The sequence below is a fragment of the Pontibacter sp. H249 genome (assembly GCF_037892465.1).
Classification (GTDB): domain Bacteria; phylum Bacteroidota; class Bacteroidia; order Cytophagales; family Hymenobacteraceae; genus Pontibacter.
Map to the genome: position 1 here is coordinate 41007 of NZ_JBBKTR010000007.1, position 16240 is coordinate 57246.

The following is a 16240-nucleotide window of genomic DNA, read 5'->3' on the forward strand; positions in this document are numbered from 1 at the left end:
AAAAAGGATTAATAATTATAGCTTTGAAATGATGTTTTGTGCAAACTCCATTGTGCTGGCCTTACCTCCAAGGTCTCCTGTACACTCTGCAGGGTTTGCAAGTGTTGCCTCCAGCGCAGCTTCAATACGATTGCCTTCGTCTTTCATATCAATGTGGTGCAGCATCATGATAGCTGAACGAAGCAAAGCTGTTGGGTTAGCAATACCTTTGCCTGCAATATCAGGAGCTGATCCGTGTACGGCTTCAAAAATAGCCATCTCATCACCGATGTTTGCACCTGCCACTACACCAAGGCCACCTACAAGGCCAGCACAAAGGTCAGACAGGATATCGCCGAACAGGTTAGTTGTTACAATCACATCAAACTGCTCTGGCTTAGCCACCAGCTGCATACACATATTGTCGATGATTTTATCGTCGGCCTGAATGTGCGGATAGTCTTTAGCGATGGTGTTAAACTCGTCTAAGAATAAAGCACCAGCACTTTTCAGGATATTAGCTTTATGTACAGCAGTTACTTTTTTGCATTGATGCTTGTTGGCATACTCAAATGCAGCACGTACGATTTTGCGGCAACCTACACGCGTTAAACGAGCCACAGAATCAGAAATCTGCAGGCGCTCGTCAAACATCTCCAGGCCAGAGTATAAACCTTCGGTGTTCTCACGGAACAGCACAGAGTTTACATTATCAAAACGCGTCTGGATGCCTTTTGTAGTCTTTGCCGGTCTAACGTTTGAATAAAGGTCAAACATTTGGCGCAGCTGCACATTTATACTTTTAAAGCCTTTGCCTACCGGAGTAGTGATAGGGCCTTTTAGAGCAACGCGGTTCTTTTTAAGAGAGTCGATCAGCGTAGATGGAATCAGTTCGCCAATAGAATCAAAGGTAGTCTGCCCAGCGTTCTCTTCTTCCCAGGAAACGGGTACGTTGGCAGCTTCAAAAATAGCTTTTACAGCTTCAGTAATTTCAGGTCCTATCCCGTCGCCAGGTATAAGGGTAACTTGTCTCATACTTATAGTTCTTTGCGGCTATTTATTTCGTTTATTAATGAGTCTACATCGCCAAGCAGTTTCTCGGCTTTGCTTTTTGCGTCTTGAATTACCCGCTGTCCTTCAGACTTGGCACTTGACGGCATGTTGCCATCTTTTGCTACCAACTGCTCTAACAAATCCGATAAAGTATCGCGATATCTTTCTAAACGATAGCTTAGCCAGCTGCGCGTTTCTCTGCCTTTCTCGGGTGCAAACAAGATGCCGGCTGCAGCACCAACGGCAGCGCCAGACACAAAAAACAGTAAGTTGCTCGTCTTCTTACTCATAGTTTCTATATTCTTATATATACGGGTACAAATTATTGTCCTTTTACGGCGATTTTAATTTGCCAGCCACCCCAATTTTAAAGCTTATTTGTTATCTATTAAGCCGCGGCCCGATTTGCGGATATCGCCTTTGGTGGTAAGCTCCTGTGCCATTTTATCCAATACACCGTTTACAAACTGCTTACTTTTTGGCGTACTATACAGCTTGGAAATCTCGATATACTCGTTGATGGTAACTTTTACAGGAATGCTTCGGAAGATGTGCATTTCGCAAAGCGCCATCTTAAGTATAATTTTATCGAGCAGGGCAACGCGCTCTACATCCCAGTTTTTTACGCTGGCCGCTATCATCGCCTCATACTTCTCATCCTCTTGTATCGTCTGGAAGTATAGTTCTTCAAAAAAGGCTCTGTCGTCTTCCCAGTTGGCAGACAGGTCTAGCAAGCCTAATCCCTCTTCGGTTTCCTCGCTAAAAATTTTAACAGTTTTGTTTACCAAGCTTTTTACAATGGCTTTGTTTTCCACCCAGTTCAAATCCTGCTCTTCAAACAAAGATTGTAAGTTTTTTTCTTTAAAGATAATGTTTTTGAAAATATGTTTCACTATCTCGCTGTCTTCTTCCAGGGTTGGAGCAGGCAATTCAAGGTATGCTAAAAAGGCCTCGTCTTGTTTCAGTACGTTCTTGTACACCGAACGGATCTCGCTGATATCAGAGCCCCAGCTTATGTTGCGACGGATGATGGCTTGTCTGTAAGACTCGTTCTGGAGCAGGCGTTGTACCACACGGTTAGTCAGGAAACGCTTAGTATCTGGACCTGTGGCAGCGGTAAAGCGATTTGCCTTCTTCTCCTCTTCTTCCTCAATCAGGCTGTTGGTGATCTCCAGTATCTGAAGTGTACCGATGTAATGATCGTAAATACGCTCTACTGCACTTAGCATTTGGTTGCCGTAGTACTTGTAGTCTTTCTTAGTGAGGTTGTTGTAGTAAGCAATTGCTCTGTTTACCGCATCTGTAATCTCTCTGTCTGATTCCTCGGTCTCGAACTGGCGTGTTTCGTACCACTCCTTAAACAGGAGCTGCGCGATCTGCTTTTTACCTTCCAGTAATTTCTTGTCCTGCACCTCCATAGAGTTCAGGTCTGGGGCAAATTCATCGCTTATCTGGTCCAGCGCCAGCAGATAATCTGAACCTTCGGCCTGCTGATAGGCATAAATGGCTTGCATCGCCTTGATTCGTAGTGTTCTGCGGTTGAGCATATTCTTATTTTAAAGAGCGTATTTTGATGATGTAATTCTGCTTGTGCGGCACCAACTGGCGCCATATACTTTGTGGCTATACTATTGCCGTAATCTCTACTATAAGCCTAAATGCAAAGCCCTCTGCTTATAGTTCCTTTTTTAATAGAGCCGTGTAAAACAAAAGTGCCACAGGTTAATGCAGCACTCTTGTCCTTAACGGTAATTTATATTTAGTGAGGTTGCTTAGTAAGTTGAGTGAACTTTACCAATGCTCTGAATACGCTTCTCAGCCATTTTCATTGCAGCAACTTGGTTGTGTATGCCTTCTTTCTCAGCAAGTTCAAAGATATCCAATGTATAACCGTAGATACGCTCTGTCTGAGCATAAGCGCTTTCGCGGTTGTAACCTGTCAGCTCTGAGTAAACGTTGATCAGACCACCAGCATTAATCAGGAAGTCTGGTGCATAAATAATACCTTTCTCCATTAAAGCTGGGCCGTGTACATTCTCGTTACGCAGCTGGTTGTTAGCGCACCCTGCAATTACCTGGCACTTCAGTCTGTCTAATGTATTGTCGTTGATCGTTCCGCCTAGCGCGCACGGAGAGTAGATATCCACGTCAATATCATAGATATCGTCCATGCTTACTACTTTAGCACCATACTTATTAGATACTTCCTGCAGACGGTCTTCGTAGATGTCGGTAATAAAGATCTGTGCATTCTCTTTTGCTAATAGCTCTACTAGGTAACCACCTACGTGGCCAACACCCTGAACAGAGATCTTCTTGCCTTCTAAAGAGTCTGAACCAAACGCTTTTTTAGCAGCGGCTTTCATACCCATGTATGTACCGTAAGCAGTTACTGGAGAAGGGTCTCCGCTACCGCCCATAGACTCAGGCAAACCAGACACGTGCTCCGTTTCCATACGGATATACTCCATGTCTTTTGTAGTCATACCTACGTCTTCAGCTGTGATGTAAGCACCGTTCAGGTTCTTTACAAAACGGCCGAATCTGCGAAGCAAGGCCTCTGATTTATCTTTCTTGGCATCGCCAATGATTACAGCTTTACCACCACCCAGGTTTAGTCCAGAGATAGCAGCCTTGTAGGTCATACCTCTAGAAAGACGCAATACATCATCAAGCGCCTCTGCCTCTGAAGCATAAGACCACATACGCGTACCACCCAAAGCAGGGCCAAGTACTGTGTTGTGGATGCCGATGATAGCTTTTAAGCCTGTTTCGTGGTCATGGCAGAAAACAATTTTCTCATGATTGTATTCTGAGATCTGACCGAAAACTGACTTGTCTTTCAGTTCTACTTCTTTTAATTCGACCATTTATGTTATTGATTAAGGGGTTATTCTATCTTTGTGTGAATGAGGCAGGTTACCCTTCCCGTTTCGTGCTGCAAAATTAATTCTTTTTTTGATTTATTCAATTTGTACTTTATAAGTCTACGTAAAAGCCCTTAGGCTTAAACTTTTACTGTGAAATCGTTACGCTACTTAAACAAATATCTTCTTAAGTATAAATACAGGCTTCTGTGGGGCATTGTATTTACTATCATTTCCAACTTTTTTCAGATACTGCCTGCCCAGGTAGTGCGCCATGCTTTTAATCTGATAAAGGAAGGAATTAACCTACACGGCCTGTACGAGGGGCTGTCTCAGCAAAGCTCAGTATATGATATTTTCGCCAAGAGTATACTCGTGTATGGGGTAGTTATACTTTTGATGGCGCTACTGCGCGGCGTGTTCCTGTTTTTTGTACGACAGACTATCATTGTGATGAGCCGCCTGGTAGAGAACGATTTGAAGAACGAAATTTACGAGCATTACCAAAGCCTGCCGCTTAGCTTTTACCGCAGAAACAACACCGGCGACCTGATGGCCCGCATCTCAGAGGATGTTAGCCGTGTGCGCATGTACCTAGGGCCAGCTATTATGTATGGCATTAACTTGGTTATACTTTTCCTGATGGTAATCCCTTACATGCTATCGGTAAACGTGAAGCTGACGATGTATACCTTGATTCCGCTACCTATACTTGCCATCAGCATTTACTATGTAAATAATATTATCGAGCGTAAATCCGATGAGATTCAAAGAAGCCTTTCAGGTATTACTACTTTTGTGCAGGAGGCTTTCTCTGGCATTAGGGTACTAAAATCTTTTGTGCGGGAGGATGACTCGCACAACAACTTTACCAATGCCAGCAACACTTACAAAGATAAGTCGCTGGAGCTGAATTTTGTAAACTCCCTGTTCTTCCCGCTGGTGCTATTCCTGGTGGGCCTTAGCACAATCATTACGATATATATCGGCGGCCAAGAGGTCATTAACGGAAGTATAACTACTGGTAATATTGCCGAATTCATCATTTACGTGAACATGCTTACCTGGCCAGTTACTTCTTTAGGTTGGACGGCTAGCCTAGTGCAGCGCGCAGCGGCATCGCAGGCCCGCATCAACGAGTTTCTCCATACCAAAAACGATATTGTTTCCCGTGAAAACATCAGCAAAGAGATTATGGGTGATATCCGTTTTGAGAATGTGGATTTCACCTATCCAGATACAGGTATACAAGCACTGAAGAATGTATCGTTTGGCATTAACCACGGCGAGACGTTGGCTATAATTGGCAATACCGGCTCGGGTAAAAGCACCATCGCTAACCTGCTACCGCGCATGTACGATGTAACCAATGGCCGCATTTTAATTGATGGCGTTGATGTACGAGACTATAACCTAAAGAGCCTGCGCAGCCAGATAGGTTACGTACCGCAGGATGTATTTTTGTTTTCTGACAGCATAAGCAACAACATTGGGTTTGGCTTGCCAAGTATAACCGAAGAGCAAATGGTGCAGTCGGCGAAGGATGCGGATGTGTACGAGAATATTATGCGCTTCCCGGAGAAGTTTGAGACTAAGTTAGGCGAACGTGGCATTACACTATCGGGTGGGCAGAAGCAGCGCGTTTCTATTGCGCGGGCGCTGGTGCGCGAACCAAGTATACTTATCCTCGACGACTCGCTATCTGCAGTAGATACAAAAACCGAGAACGCTATACTTAACAGCCTGCGCCGTATTATGGCTAACCGTACTTCTATTATTATTTCGCACAGGGTATCGTCGGTGAAGCTGGCAGACAGGATTCTGGTATTGGAAGACGGTGAGATAATTCAGCATGGCTCTCACGAGGAGCTTATTAACCAAGACGGGTTGTACAAGGTGCTGTACGAGCGCCAGTTGCAGACAGAAGACTTAGAGTAAGTTACAGCCAGAACCAACTACACTCACTAGTTCGGGAGGCTCTTTTACACCGATTTCGAGTTTGCGGGATTTTTTTTGTACGGATTCTGTTATACCAACGTATAGCTAACCTATATTAACCTTAAAAATCTGCGCTTATGGCCATCGACTTACAACAAATCGGAAAAAGATTCAGGTTTTATACAAACCTTAAAGAGCTGGAAATGGAACAACTAAAAACCATGACCGGCAGCGATGAAACTACCCTTGCTAATATCATCTCTGGCCAAAATTATCTATTAGATGATCTCGTGGCGATAGTGAAAAACTTTACAGACCTAAATCCGCAATGGTTGATTTATGGAGAAGGCAGCATGTTTAAACCCATGAGCGCAGACGGCAAGTGCCACGACAACCACAAATCTTGCCTGAAAAAAGACAAAACCGCCTACCTGAAGCAGATGAAGGACATGCTGATAGAATTGGATGCAGCTGAAGTAGCGAAAGGCCATCACCCAGACGTTGAAGCGTTAAAAGCTAAGCTAGACCAGTATAAAGCAACGCATTAATTGCTGTTGCTAACTGTTGTTTTATGTAACACTAAAGCAGCACAATTATTTATAAAGCACAGTGCCCCGGCCATACGTATGTATAGCCGGGGCACTGTGCTTTATAAGACGAAATAGAGTAAATGTTATAAGAAGAATGACATGGTCTTTATTGCAGGTAGGCACTACTTTCCTTACGAATAAGGTATCTAGATTTAGGGTACTAACCTATGCTTAAAAAATTAATGAACAGTTAAGCTGCAATCCCATTTAATATCAGGTTCACAGTAAAAAGCACATCCCGCTCAATCTTCTCAAAATCTATGTAGTCCAGTTTGTGAAACTCTGCCCGCTGGAACTCCTCAAACTGAATCAGGTCTTTTACCACCATAATAGAATAGCCTACACGCTCTGCCTCGCAAGAAATAAAGGTATCATTGGCTATGCCTTCTTTGATAACAGTGGCATAGTAATTAGCTTCCTTTGCACGAGACTCCCGGAAAAGCTCCTGGAAAAGCGTACGTGTTTCAATAAGCACCTTAATGGAGATGGTGTGCTGCGTCACAATTTTTTGGTAGTAGCGCAACGATGATCGGATGTACAGTAAAAGTCGCTCATGTGGATTTCGCTCCTCTTCCGCAATGCGCTTAAGGTTAGACAGACTTTCTTTCCACTCCTGCGAAAAGGCCTCGATGAATAAGACCTCTTTGCTTTTGTAATAATAATATAATGTAGGCTTTTTAAGGCCGATGGCATGCGCGATATCATCTAGTGTGGCTTTGCTGTAGCCCAGCCTGCCAAACACTGATTTTGCTGCATCTAAAATCAGCTCCTTTTTTGCGTCTGCTTTTTTACTCAATGTAGTCTGCTATAGTATCAGGGCAGATGAGTAAAGGAGCCCTGATACCAAAGTTAGAATTTAAATCTATACATACAAGTATAGATGATCGGGTTACTGCTTTACTGGCACCTCTACCACTCCCTTATCCTGCGCCGGGAACCACTCGACATAGAAATCCTCCAGTTTTAGATTTTCTTCCTCAGCATAGTCGTAAACGGCGCCATAGAGTCTTTTAGGAGCTAGCATAATATTCGCGTTAACTTCTGCTCTCACTACTTTTTTGCCGCCCTCTACGGTGCGCAATGTATAACCTTCCGGCAACTTCACGTCAGCATTTGGCACTATTACGCCCACAAAGGCTTTCAGGCTATCACCGCTTTTATCAGGGTCATTATAGTAAATATTGCCTAGTACACCTTCAAGCTCTTTGCTCTCAACAAGCTTTGCTGCCTTCTGGAATGCATCTCCTAAAGCTTCGTCTTTTACAGAACCCGTGTATGGCTGGCCAGCCACATAAATTGTATCAGAGGAAGTAAGTTTTACATCTACTTCGGTAAAGCCTCCCATGTAAGTATAAAGCACCAATAAAACGACAGCCAGACCGGCTAGCACGTAGAAGAGTTTTTTCATAAATCAATCATGTTCTTGTATTGCATCTGGTGCAGTTGCGCATAGTAACCATTCTTCTGCAGCAGTTCTTCGTGGTTGCCCATTTCCTTTAGCTCACCTCTGTCCAGCACTATAATTTTATCGGCTTTTTGGATAGTTGAGAGGCGGTGCGCAATTACGATAGAAGTGCGGCCTTGCATTAATTGGTCTATCGCATACTGTATCAGTTCTTCAGTTTCGGAGTCTACGCTGGAGGTGGCCTCGTCTAGGATAATGATCTCGGGGTTGTATACCATGGCACGCACGAAAGAAATCAGCTGGCGCTGACCCACCGATAACGTAGCGCCACGCTCCATCACTTTGTAATGCAGGCCTCCCGGCAACCGCTCGATAAACTTACGGGCACCCACCAAGTCAGCGGCATGCCACATCTGCTCTTCGGTAATGTTTTTGTTACCCAGGCTAATGTTATCGGCAATAGTACCAGAGAACAGGAACACATCCTGCAACACCACTCCAATATGATGGCGCAGCACACTTAGGTCATACTCCTGCAAGTCGTGGCCATCAATAATAATATGTCCTTTGTTTATTTCGTAGAAGCGGTTCAGCAGGTTGATAACTGATGTTTTACCGGCACCAGTTGCTCCCACAAAGGCCACAGTTTGGCCAGCTTTTACATTGAACGAGATATCGCGCAGCACCCACTCCTCTCCGTTGTAGGCAAACCACACGTTCTCGAATTTTACATTCCCTTTTATTTTCTCTGGAGCGTAGTTGCCGTTGTCAGCGATCATTTCTTTGCTATCCAGCAGCTTCATCAGACGCTCTGTGCTTACCACACCCAGCTGCAGCGTGTTAAAGCGGTCAGCGATCATGCGTATCGGCCTGAAGAACATTTGGATGTAAAGTATGAAGGCCATTAGTGTGCCCAGCGAGGTGTCATCGTCTATCACGCCATGCGCACCATACCATACCAGCAATCCTAAACCGGCCGCACCGATAATTTCGGCTACTGGAAAGTATACAGAGTAGTATAAAACAGAGCGAATGTTGGCACGGGTATGTTCTTTGTTGATCTCTTTGAACTTATCCATCTCACGCTCTTCGTTGTTGAAGATTTGCACAATGCTCATACCTGTTATATGCTCCTGTACAAATGAGTTTAACCGTGCCACTGCCGTACGCACCTCCTGGAAAGTATTTTTTATTTTCTCCTTGAATATGTAAGTGCTGATAAGCATGAGCGGGAACGTAGACAAACTAACCAACGTCAGTTCCCAATCAATGTAAAACATGAAGCCTACGATAAACACTAACTGCAGTATATCACCGATCATGGCTGCTAGACCCTCGCTAAACACATCCGAAAGCGTTTCCACATCCGACACGTTGCGGGTTACTAAGGTGCCAATTGGTGTACGGTCGAAAAACTTCAAGCGCAGGTCCAGGATATGGCGGTAAAGTTTGATGCGGATGTCGCGCACCACGTGCTGCCCCAGCCAGCCGGCAAAGTAGGTATGTAGGTACTGTACAATAGCATGCACTACCAGCAGCACACCCAATATCACGAACATCTTGTTCAGGCCTTCCCAGTCATTCTGCAGAATTTCGTTGTCTACAGTATACTGAATCAAGAAGGGGCGCACCGCGGCAAGTATGGCCGAAGCAAAGGTTAAAAAAACGATAAAGTAGAAGATGCCAATGTAAGGCTTCACGAACGTGAATAGCCGCTCCAGCACATCTGAATCGAATACTTTACCGGTATTTTTTGGTTTGTCTTCCAAAGTGGGAGTTAAATTTATCGTTAATCTGTAAACGCGCAGTTTCTGTTGTACGTGCCTTTGCTATTAACCGACTGCAAAGTTAATGGTTTCAGGATTACTGACCGGAGATTAAGATTATATTAATTTATAGGCTTAGTTTGAACTATTGAGTCTAAGCACTGCTGCGAAGTATAATCAACCTGATTCTTCCTGTCCCACCAATATAGAAAAGGCTGAAGCTACTATAGCTCCAGCCTTTTCTATACTTTATATTTCAGAGTTACTCCTGTTTATACTTTAGCCAAAGCCTGCTCAATATCGGATATGATATCTTCCGGGTGCTCTACGCCAACAGAAATACGCACCATACCCTCACCTATACCCATTTTCGCACGATCGGCAGGGCTAATGTCAGAGTGGGTCATAGAGGCGGGATGCTCGGCAAGCGACTCGGTGCCGCCCAAACTCACAGCCAGCTTAATCAACCGCAGGCTGTTCAGGAATTTGAAGGCTTCTTTTTCGCCACCTTTGATGTCAAACGAAATCATTGAGCCGGCAGCGGTGCATTGCTTTTCGAAAATAGCCTGCTGCTGTGGGTTGTCTTGCAAGTCGCCGAGGTAGTATATTTTCTCTACTTTAGGATGCTGCTTTAGGTAAGCGGCTACTGTTTCGGCGCCTTTGTTTTGCGCCTCCATGCGTATTTTCAGCGTTTCCAAGCTTCGCATCAGCATCCAACCGGTCCAGGGGCTAGCCATAGAACCCGTGAACGTACGCATACCTTTCACAGCTTTCAGTAAATCTGCGGAGCCAGCACAGGCACCCGCAATTAAGTCGGAGTGGCCTCCTATATACTTTGTGGCAGAGTATAAAACCAGATCGGCGCCGTGCTTTAGCGGGTGTGAGAAAACAGGCCCCAAGAAGGTGTTATCAACAGCCACCACTACTTTTTTATCAGCAGTAGAATGCTTTTGGGCTAGTTGTGCGCAAGCTTCTATATCTACAAGATGATTAGTTGGGTTAGCAGGCGTTTCGATGTAAATCATAGCGAGTTTATCGGCAACACCAGATTCATCGAGCAACCTAGAAACTTCTTCGGCGGTAGCGCTGGCCTGGAAACCTATACTTTGGATGCCGAACTTAGGAAGTATGTTTTTAACGTAGTAATCAGAACCACCATAGATAGGCTCGCTGTGCAGGATAACGTCGCCTGGTTTAAGCAGGGCTAATAAAGTGGTGCTGATGGCGGCCATGCCACTGGCAAAAACTGCTGCATCTTCGGCACCGTCCCAGAAGCGGAGGCGGTTCTCCAGTATCTCCAGGTCAGGGTTGTTTAGGCGGCTGTAGATCAAACCTAACTGCTCTTCGGCACCCTTCTCGCGTAGGCCATAGGCTAGTTCAAAAAAGGCCTTTCCTTCTTCAGCATTCTTAAAAACGAAGGTGGAGGTTTGGTAGATAGGGGCTTTTACGGCCATTTCTGACCATTCGGGATTGTACCCGTAACTCATCATTAAACTTTCTGGCCGCAGGTGTTTACCATTTAAATGCGGCCCCAGATGGTCTTCTTCAAGTTGCATAACTTATATTTATTTTAAGGTAATGTTCTGAAAATATACTCCGGGTACTCTACTTTGGCTAAGTATAAACCTTCTGCCGGAGCGGCTCCACTGGCTTTACTGCGGTCTTGGCTGGCAATGATTTGCTCAAAGGCTGCTATAGATAACTTACCTCTCCCAACATCCGCTAGAGCTCCTACAACCAAACGCACCATGCCGCGCAAAAAACGGTTAGCTTTAATTGTAAATAGTAGCTCCTCTCCTTGCTGCCGCCACACAGCTTCGTACATACTGCAGCGATAGTGCTTTGTATCGCCTTTCACTTTACTAAAGGTAGTAAAATCCTCGTACCTTAAAAGTATAGCCGCTGCCTCATTCATCTTTTCCACATCCAGATGTTGGCTATGGTACCAGGCGTAGTAGCGTTTAAAAGGATTTCTGGTGAGGGTGATGTGGTAATGATAGGTACGGGCGAAGGCATCGTAGCGGGCATGCGCCTCGTCGGTTACCAAGTATAAATTTTTAGCAGCAATATCATCCGGAAGAATACGGTTAAGGCGGTACACAATGTGCTGCGGGTCCAGTTGTTGGTCTGTATCGAAATGCACAAACTGCTGGCTAGCATGTACGCCGGTATCGGTGCGGCCGCTGCCGGTAGTGCTTATCTCTTCGCGTAAAATCTTACTAAGGCTATCATCTAATACCTCCTGCACACTTAGAGCATTTGGCTGCACTTGCCACCCATGAAAACGCCCGCCATCGTAGGCTATCTCTAAAAAATACCGCATAGAACAAAGGTATGATTTTGAGACAAAAGACACAGGATGCCCTGCTTATAATCTTAAAATAGAAATTGCCTGCTAAAACTAAAGCAGGCAATTCCTTTATAATAATAAGATGTTTAAGAAGTCTAGAAGCTTTGAGGGCTATAGTTTATACTTTTTCGTAAATGATAGCTGCTCCTTGTCCTACGCCTACGCACATAGTGGCCAGGCCATACTTTACATTGCTGCGACGTTTCATTTCGTGAAGCAATGTGGCAGAAATTCGTGTACCGCTGGCACCTAGTGGATGGCCAATAGCAATAGAGCCACCGTTCACGTTTACAATATCTGGGTTGATGCCCAACTGCTGCACACAAGGTACCGCCTGTGCAGCAAATGCTTCGTTAATTTCGGCGAGGCCAATATCATTTATACTTAAGCCTGCACGCTTTAATGCTTTTTGAGTGGCCGGTACAGGCCCCATGCCCATGTGCGCCGGGTCTACGCCTGCCACGGCAGCTGATACTACACGTGCCATTGGCGTTAAGTTGTAACGTTTCAGAATATCCTCGCTTACAATGATAGATACAGCAGCGCCATCGTTTATGCCTGATGAGTTACCAGCCGTTACTGAGCCACCTTTTTTAAAGGCAGGTTTCAGCTCTGCCAGTTTTTCTAAAGGTGACATTCGTGGGTGCTCATCTGTATCAAAAACTATATCGTCGCCTTTGCGCTGCGGAATATGCACTGGCACAATCTCATCTTTAAATTTACCTGCCTCAGCAGCGGCTTTATACTTTACCTGCGACTGGTACGCAAACTCATCCTGGGTTTCACGTGAAATGCCGTAGCGCTCTGCCACGTTCTCTGCTGTTTCGCCCATGGCAAACGGGTAGTGTAGCTTAGATAGCTTGTCGTTGGTGAAGCGCCAGCCAATAGTTGTGTCGTAGATTTCGGGAGTGCGGGAGTAAGCTGTTTCGGCTTTAGCCATTACAAACGGAGCACGCGTCATACTTTCTACACCACCTGCCAAGTATACTTCTCCATCGCCGCAGGTTACCGCTCTCGATGCATCCATTATGGCCTGCAAGCCTGAAGCGCAAAGCCTGTTAACAGTAACGCCACCAATCTCCATTGGCAAGCCTGCTAAAAGCAAAGCCATTCGCGCTACGTTACGATTGTCTTCGCCGGCTTGGTTGGCTGCTCCCATTACTACATCCTCTATTAAAGCCGGGTCTAAATTGGGGTTACGGGCAATAATTTCTTTCATCACCAAAGCGGCCATATCATCGGGGCGGACGCTGCTGAGCGTGCCTGTAAACTTGCCTACTGGCGTGCGAAGTATATCAACTATGTATGCTGTGTTCATCTATGTTTTGGTTTTACCGGTCTTTGTCTAATTTTGCAACTTATTGCAAGTTAAATTAACCGCTCTATGATACAAAGAATTCAATCCGTATTTCTGTTACTGCTGGTACTATCAATGGTTGCCATGCTATTTTTACCGCTTTGGTCTAAAACTGACGCCACTACCGGCGAAGAGGTTGTGCTCACGGCCTGGAACATTAACTCTTATGTGCCTGCCGATGCCGCTGAAGGAACGCCTGTAAAAAGCGCTATCGCTATCGGTATGTTGGCTATTGCTGCCGCTGCCATTGCTTTGTACGAGATATTCCAGTTTAAAAACCGCCTAAACCAGATGAAACTGGGCCTTTTAAACACACTGGTACTGGCTGCGCTGCTTGGAACATCATTTTATTATGCAGCCTATGTGGGTGCAGAAATGGTAAAAGCAGATAACAATGGTGCCTACGAAGCTGGGTTTTACTTCCCGATGCTGGGCTTGTTGCTTAACGCCCTGGCAAACCGCTTTATCAAGCGCGACGAAGATTTAGTAAGGTCGGTTGATAGACTGAGATAATTTCAAGTGAGTGCATGAGTGAATTTGCTCATTGTCCATAAACAAATAAGCCGCTTCAGGAGCTACTTTTGTCCTGAAGCGGCTTATTTGTTTCTAATAGGTTATTATTGAAGTCTTGCCTGCACTTTTGTTATTTGAGCACCGCAAGAAATCTGAAATATTGTGGGGCTATGAAATGTTACAGCTACCTCGTTGCGTTCAAAATGAGAATTTAGCTTTCGCATCCATTCAAAACCTACCTCCTGCCGGTATATCGCTCCAGCTCCTGCACGCTGCTATCGAATTTGAACAGGTCGTAGATGTAGTAGAAGTGTTCTTTATCGCAGAGGTAGTCGTAGGCGTATTTGGCAAACTCTACTCTTGTGCTTTCATAGTCAAACTGCTGCAGTACGCGCTTCAGGTCTTCGGCTAGTATACTTCCATTGCGCATGGCATCGCGGGCTATACTTAGTTTGGTACTCTCGAAGTCACGGCTGCGCATGGTCTGTATCAGCCGGTCAACCTCATGGCCAGTCATTAGGTTGCGGCAGTCGCTTCTGTAACGGTCGTCATAGCGCGGTGGCGCTGGCTCGTAACGGTCGCGGTCATATTCATCGTAGCGGTCTAGGTAGCGAGGTAATGGCCTTACTACTACAGGAGGAGCCAATGGCACCTCGCTGATCAGGCGCAGGTAGGCTTTGCCGTTTCTGCCTACGGTGCGAACGCCATAGTTTGCTTCTACACCGGCTGGTACTACAATGCGCTGCCCTAACTGGTATACTCCCTGCCGTGTTCGCACTTTCACCTCCACATAATGCTTGCCCGGCCTTAGCGGCGCAATACGCACAAAGTTTGAGGCGGTATGGTTAATGGTTCTGTCGTCTAACCTAATATGGAACACCTCGCCACGCTCGGCGGTAAAGGTAAGCACAGCAGTTTGCGCAAACACTGGCAAAGCCAGCAGCACAAACAAGAACGGAAGTAGAAGCTTTTTCATGGTAGTATAGGTTTTTCCTTATACTTCTGCCAAGCCAATTATTGTGCCAGATTTTTAATTTTATAAACCACTCCTGTTTTGTTAGCGCTTTAAGGCTGTCATACTTTAGTGTAGGCACAAAAAATAGCCACAGGCTATGCACCTGTGGCTACTCAAATGTATAGGCTTATACTTTGTGCTATCCTTCGTAATAAAACTCGCCTTTGTCGCTTTTTATGGTCAATTCGTTGTGCTCGCTTGCTTCTACGCGGCCAATGATTTGCGCATCCACACCAAACGATTTCGAGATATCGATCAGGCTTTGAGCGTACTGCTTAGGCAGGTAGATTTCCAGGCGGTGGCCCATGTTGAACACTTTGTACATCTCTTTCCAGTCGGTGTGGCTCTGCTCTTGTATAATGCGGAACAGCGGCGGCACCGGGAACAGGTTATCTTTAATGATGTGTACCTTTTCGGTAAAGTGAAGTACTTTGGTTTGCGCGCCTCCGCTGCAATGCACCATGCCATGTATGTGCTGGCGGTGCTGCTTTAGTATCTCTATCACAATAGGCGCATAGGTACGGGTCGGCGAAAGCACCAGCTTGCCTACTTCCATACCTGTTTCCTTGTCTATATCGGTTAGGCGGTAGTTGCCAGCGTATACTAGGTCTGCAGGTAATTCAGGGTCGTAGCTTTCGGGGTAAGAGGCTGCCAGGTATTTATGGAATACATCGTGGCGCGCAGAGGTAAGTCCGTTGCTGCCCATGCCGCCGTTATACTGCGTTTCATACTTTGCCCGTCCTGCAGAAGAGAAGCCTACAATTACGTCACCTGCCTGTATAGTATGATTTGAGATCACGTTATCGCGGCGCATACGTGCCGTTACGGTGCTATCTACAATTATGGTGCGTACCAGGTCGCCAACGTCGGCTGTTTCGCCGCCTGTGCTGTAAATGCCTACACCGTTATCGCGCAGCATCTGCAGCACTTCTTCAGTTCCGTTTATAATGGCGGCTATTACCTCGCCAGGAATCAGGTTTTTGTTGCGGCCAATGGTAGATGAAAGCAGGATGTTATCAGTAGCTCCCACGCAAAGCAGGTCATCGGTATTCATTACAACCGCATCCTGGGCAATACCTTTCCATACACTCATGTCGCCGGTCTCTTTCCAGTACATATAAGCCAGGGATGATTTGGTTCCGGCTCCGTCGGCGTGCATCAGCGCACAGTATTCAGGGTCTCCGGTAAGTATATCAGGGATGATCTTGCAGAATGCTTTTGGGAAAAGCCCTTTATCGATGTTCTTGATGGCGTTGTGCACGTCTTCCTTAGAGGCAGAAACGCCGCGGCGCAAATATCTGTTTTCTTCCATAGTGGTGGATGATTTGCTTACAAATTTAACAAAGCTGCTGTGATAAGTGGTATTAGCTGAAAAGAAAATGCTGGTTTATACTTTTGTACTTCATA

Annotated in this window: 15 protein-coding genes; 3 read left to right on the forward strand and 12 right to left on the reverse strand. The window is 45.5% G+C overall.

The window, feature by feature from the left end:
- Positions 1–15 precede the first annotated feature (15 nt).
- The 4 genes from WG943_RS10575 to WG943_RS10590 all read right to left on the reverse strand — a co-directional run bounded on the left by WG943_RS10575 (position 16) and on the right by WG943_RS10590 (position 3902).
- Entirely contained in the window at positions 16–1014 is a 999-nt protein-coding gene (locus WG943_RS10575; protein ID WP_340408815.1) for an isocitrate/isopropylmalate dehydrogenase family protein, read from the reverse strand.
- Between the two features lie 2 nt (positions 1015–1016).
- Positions 1017–1322: a YtxH domain-containing protein gene (locus WG943_RS10580; protein ID WP_340408817.1), complete on the reverse strand. Its 306-nt coding sequence runs from the start codon at positions 1320–1322 to the stop codon at positions 1017–1019.
- Between the two features lie 84 nt (positions 1323–1406).
- Entirely contained in the window at positions 1407–2579 is a 1173-nt protein-coding gene (gene nusB, locus WG943_RS10585; RefSeq protein WP_340408818.1) for a transcription antitermination factor NusB, read from the reverse strand.
- A gap of 225 nt (positions 2580–2804) precedes the next feature.
- Positions 2805–3902 (reverse strand): Glu/Leu/Phe/Val family dehydrogenase, encoded by a 1098-nt coding sequence (locus tag WG943_RS10590; RefSeq protein ID WP_340408820.1) that lies wholly within the window; start codon positions 3900–3902, stop codon positions 2805–2807.
- A 150-nt stretch (positions 3903–4052) separates the two neighbouring features.
- Between WG943_RS10590 and WG943_RS10595 the strand changes: the two genes are divergently transcribed.
- A complete protein-coding gene (locus WG943_RS10595; protein ID WP_340408822.1) occupies positions 4053–5837 on the forward strand; it encodes an ABC transporter ATP-binding protein in 1785 nt (594 codons plus the stop codon).
- A 137-nt stretch (positions 5838–5974) separates the two neighbouring features.
- Complete coding sequence (locus tag WG943_RS10600; RefSeq protein ID WP_340408824.1) at positions 5975–6385, forward strand: hypothetical protein; 411 nt, start codon at positions 5975–5977, stop codon at positions 6383–6385.
- A gap of 232 nt (positions 6386–6617) precedes the next feature.
- Here WG943_RS10600 and WG943_RS10605 read toward each other — a convergent pair whose 3' ends face one another.
- From WG943_RS10605 to WG943_RS10630, 6 genes are all read right to left on the reverse strand, one after another.
- Positions 6618–7223 (reverse strand): TetR/AcrR family transcriptional regulator, encoded by a 606-nt coding sequence (locus WG943_RS10605; RefSeq protein WP_340408826.1) that lies wholly within the window; start codon positions 7221–7223, stop codon positions 6618–6620.
- A gap of 93 nt (positions 7224–7316) precedes the next feature.
- Complete coding sequence (locus WG943_RS10610) at positions 7317–7835, reverse strand: GyrI-like domain-containing protein (protein WP_340408828.1); 519 nt, start codon at positions 7833–7835, stop codon at positions 7317–7319.
- A complete protein-coding gene (locus WG943_RS10615; RefSeq protein ID WP_340408829.1) occupies positions 7832–9601 on the reverse strand; it encodes an ABC transporter ATP-binding protein in 1770 nt (589 codons plus the stop codon). The genes WG943_RS10610 and WG943_RS10615 overlap by 4 nt, the downstream gene beginning before the upstream one ends.
- 269 nt (positions 9602–9870) lie before the next feature.
- Positions 9871–11154 (reverse strand): cystathionine gamma-synthase family protein, encoded by a 1284-nt coding sequence (locus WG943_RS10620; protein ID WP_340408831.1) that lies wholly within the window; start codon positions 11152–11154, stop codon positions 9871–9873.
- A gap of 14 nt (positions 11155–11168) precedes the next feature.
- Complete coding sequence (gene truA / locus WG943_RS10625; RefSeq protein ID WP_340408833.1) at positions 11169–11921, reverse strand: tRNA pseudouridine(38-40) synthase TruA; 753 nt, start codon at positions 11919–11921, stop codon at positions 11169–11171.
- Positions 11922–12066: 145 nt separating this feature from the next.
- Entirely contained in the window at positions 12067–13266 is a 1200-nt protein-coding gene (locus tag WG943_RS10630) for a thiolase family protein (protein ID WP_340408834.1), read from the reverse strand.
- A 66-nt stretch (positions 13267–13332) separates the two neighbouring features.
- Here WG943_RS10630 and WG943_RS10635 point away from each other — a divergent pair, with 66 nt between their 5' ends.
- Positions 13333–13818, forward strand: coding sequence for a DUF4293 domain-containing protein (locus WG943_RS10635; protein ID WP_340408835.1), 486 nt, complete (start codon positions 13333–13335; stop codon positions 13816–13818).
- Positions 13819–14053: 235 nt separating this feature from the next.
- Here WG943_RS10635 and WG943_RS10640 read toward each other — a convergent pair whose 3' ends face one another.
- Both WG943_RS10640 and WG943_RS10645 read right to left on the reverse strand, forming a co-directional pair.
- Entirely contained in the window at positions 14054–14794 is a 741-nt protein-coding gene (locus WG943_RS10640; protein WP_340408837.1) for a DUF4476 domain-containing protein, read from the reverse strand.
- Positions 14795–14972: 178 nt separating this feature from the next.
- The gene (locus WG943_RS10645) at positions 14973–16145 is read right to left on the reverse strand and encodes an AIR synthase related protein (RefSeq protein ID WP_340408839.1); all 1173 of its coding nucleotides are present in this window, start codon (positions 16143–16145) and stop codon (positions 14973–14975) included.
- Between the last annotated feature and the right edge of the window lie 95 nt (positions 16146–16240).

Coding starts and splice junctions, on each gene's coding strand:
- truA (WP_340408833.1), bottom strand. CDS start 11,921: ATGCGGTATTTTTTAGAGATAGCCTACGATGGCGGGCGTTTTCATGGG.
- WG943_RS10580 (WP_340408817.1), bottom strand. CDS start 1,322: ATGAGTAAGAAGACGAGCAACTTACTGTTTTTTGTGTCTGGCGCTGCC.
- WG943_RS10600 (WP_340408824.1), top strand. CDS start 5,975: ATGGCCATCGACTTACAACAAATCGGAAAAAGATTCAGGTTTTATACA.
- WG943_RS10640 (WP_340408837.1), bottom strand. CDS start 14,794: ATGAAAAAGCTTCTACTTCCGTTCTTGTTTGTGCTGCTGGCTTTGCCA.
- WG943_RS10635 (WP_340408835.1), top strand. CDS start 13,333: ATGATACAAAGAATTCAATCCGTATTTCTGTTACTGCTGGTACTATCA.
- WG943_RS10630 (WP_340408834.1), bottom strand. CDS start 13,266: ATGAACACAGCATACATAGTTGATATACTTCGCACGCCAGTAGGCAAG.
- WG943_RS10645 (WP_340408839.1), bottom strand. CDS start 16,145: ATGGAAGAAAACAGATATTTGCGCCGCGGCGTTTCTGCCTCTAAGGAA.
- WG943_RS10575 (WP_340408815.1), bottom strand. CDS start 1,014: ATGAGACAAGTTACCCTTATACCTGGCGACGGGATAGGACCTGAAATT.
- WG943_RS10620 (WP_340408831.1), bottom strand. CDS start 11,154: ATGCAACTTGAAGAAGACCATCTGGGGCCGCATTTAAATGGTAAACAC.
- WG943_RS10610 (WP_340408828.1), bottom strand. CDS start 7,835: ATGAAAAAACTCTTCTACGTGCTAGCCGGTCTGGCTGTCGTTTTATTG.
- nusB (WP_340408818.1), bottom strand. CDS start 2,579: ATGCTCAACCGCAGAACACTACGAATCAAGGCGATGCAAGCCATTTAT.
- WG943_RS10590 (WP_340408820.1), bottom strand. CDS start 3,902: ATGGTCGAATTAAAAGAAGTAGAACTGAAAGACAAGTCAGTTTTCGGT.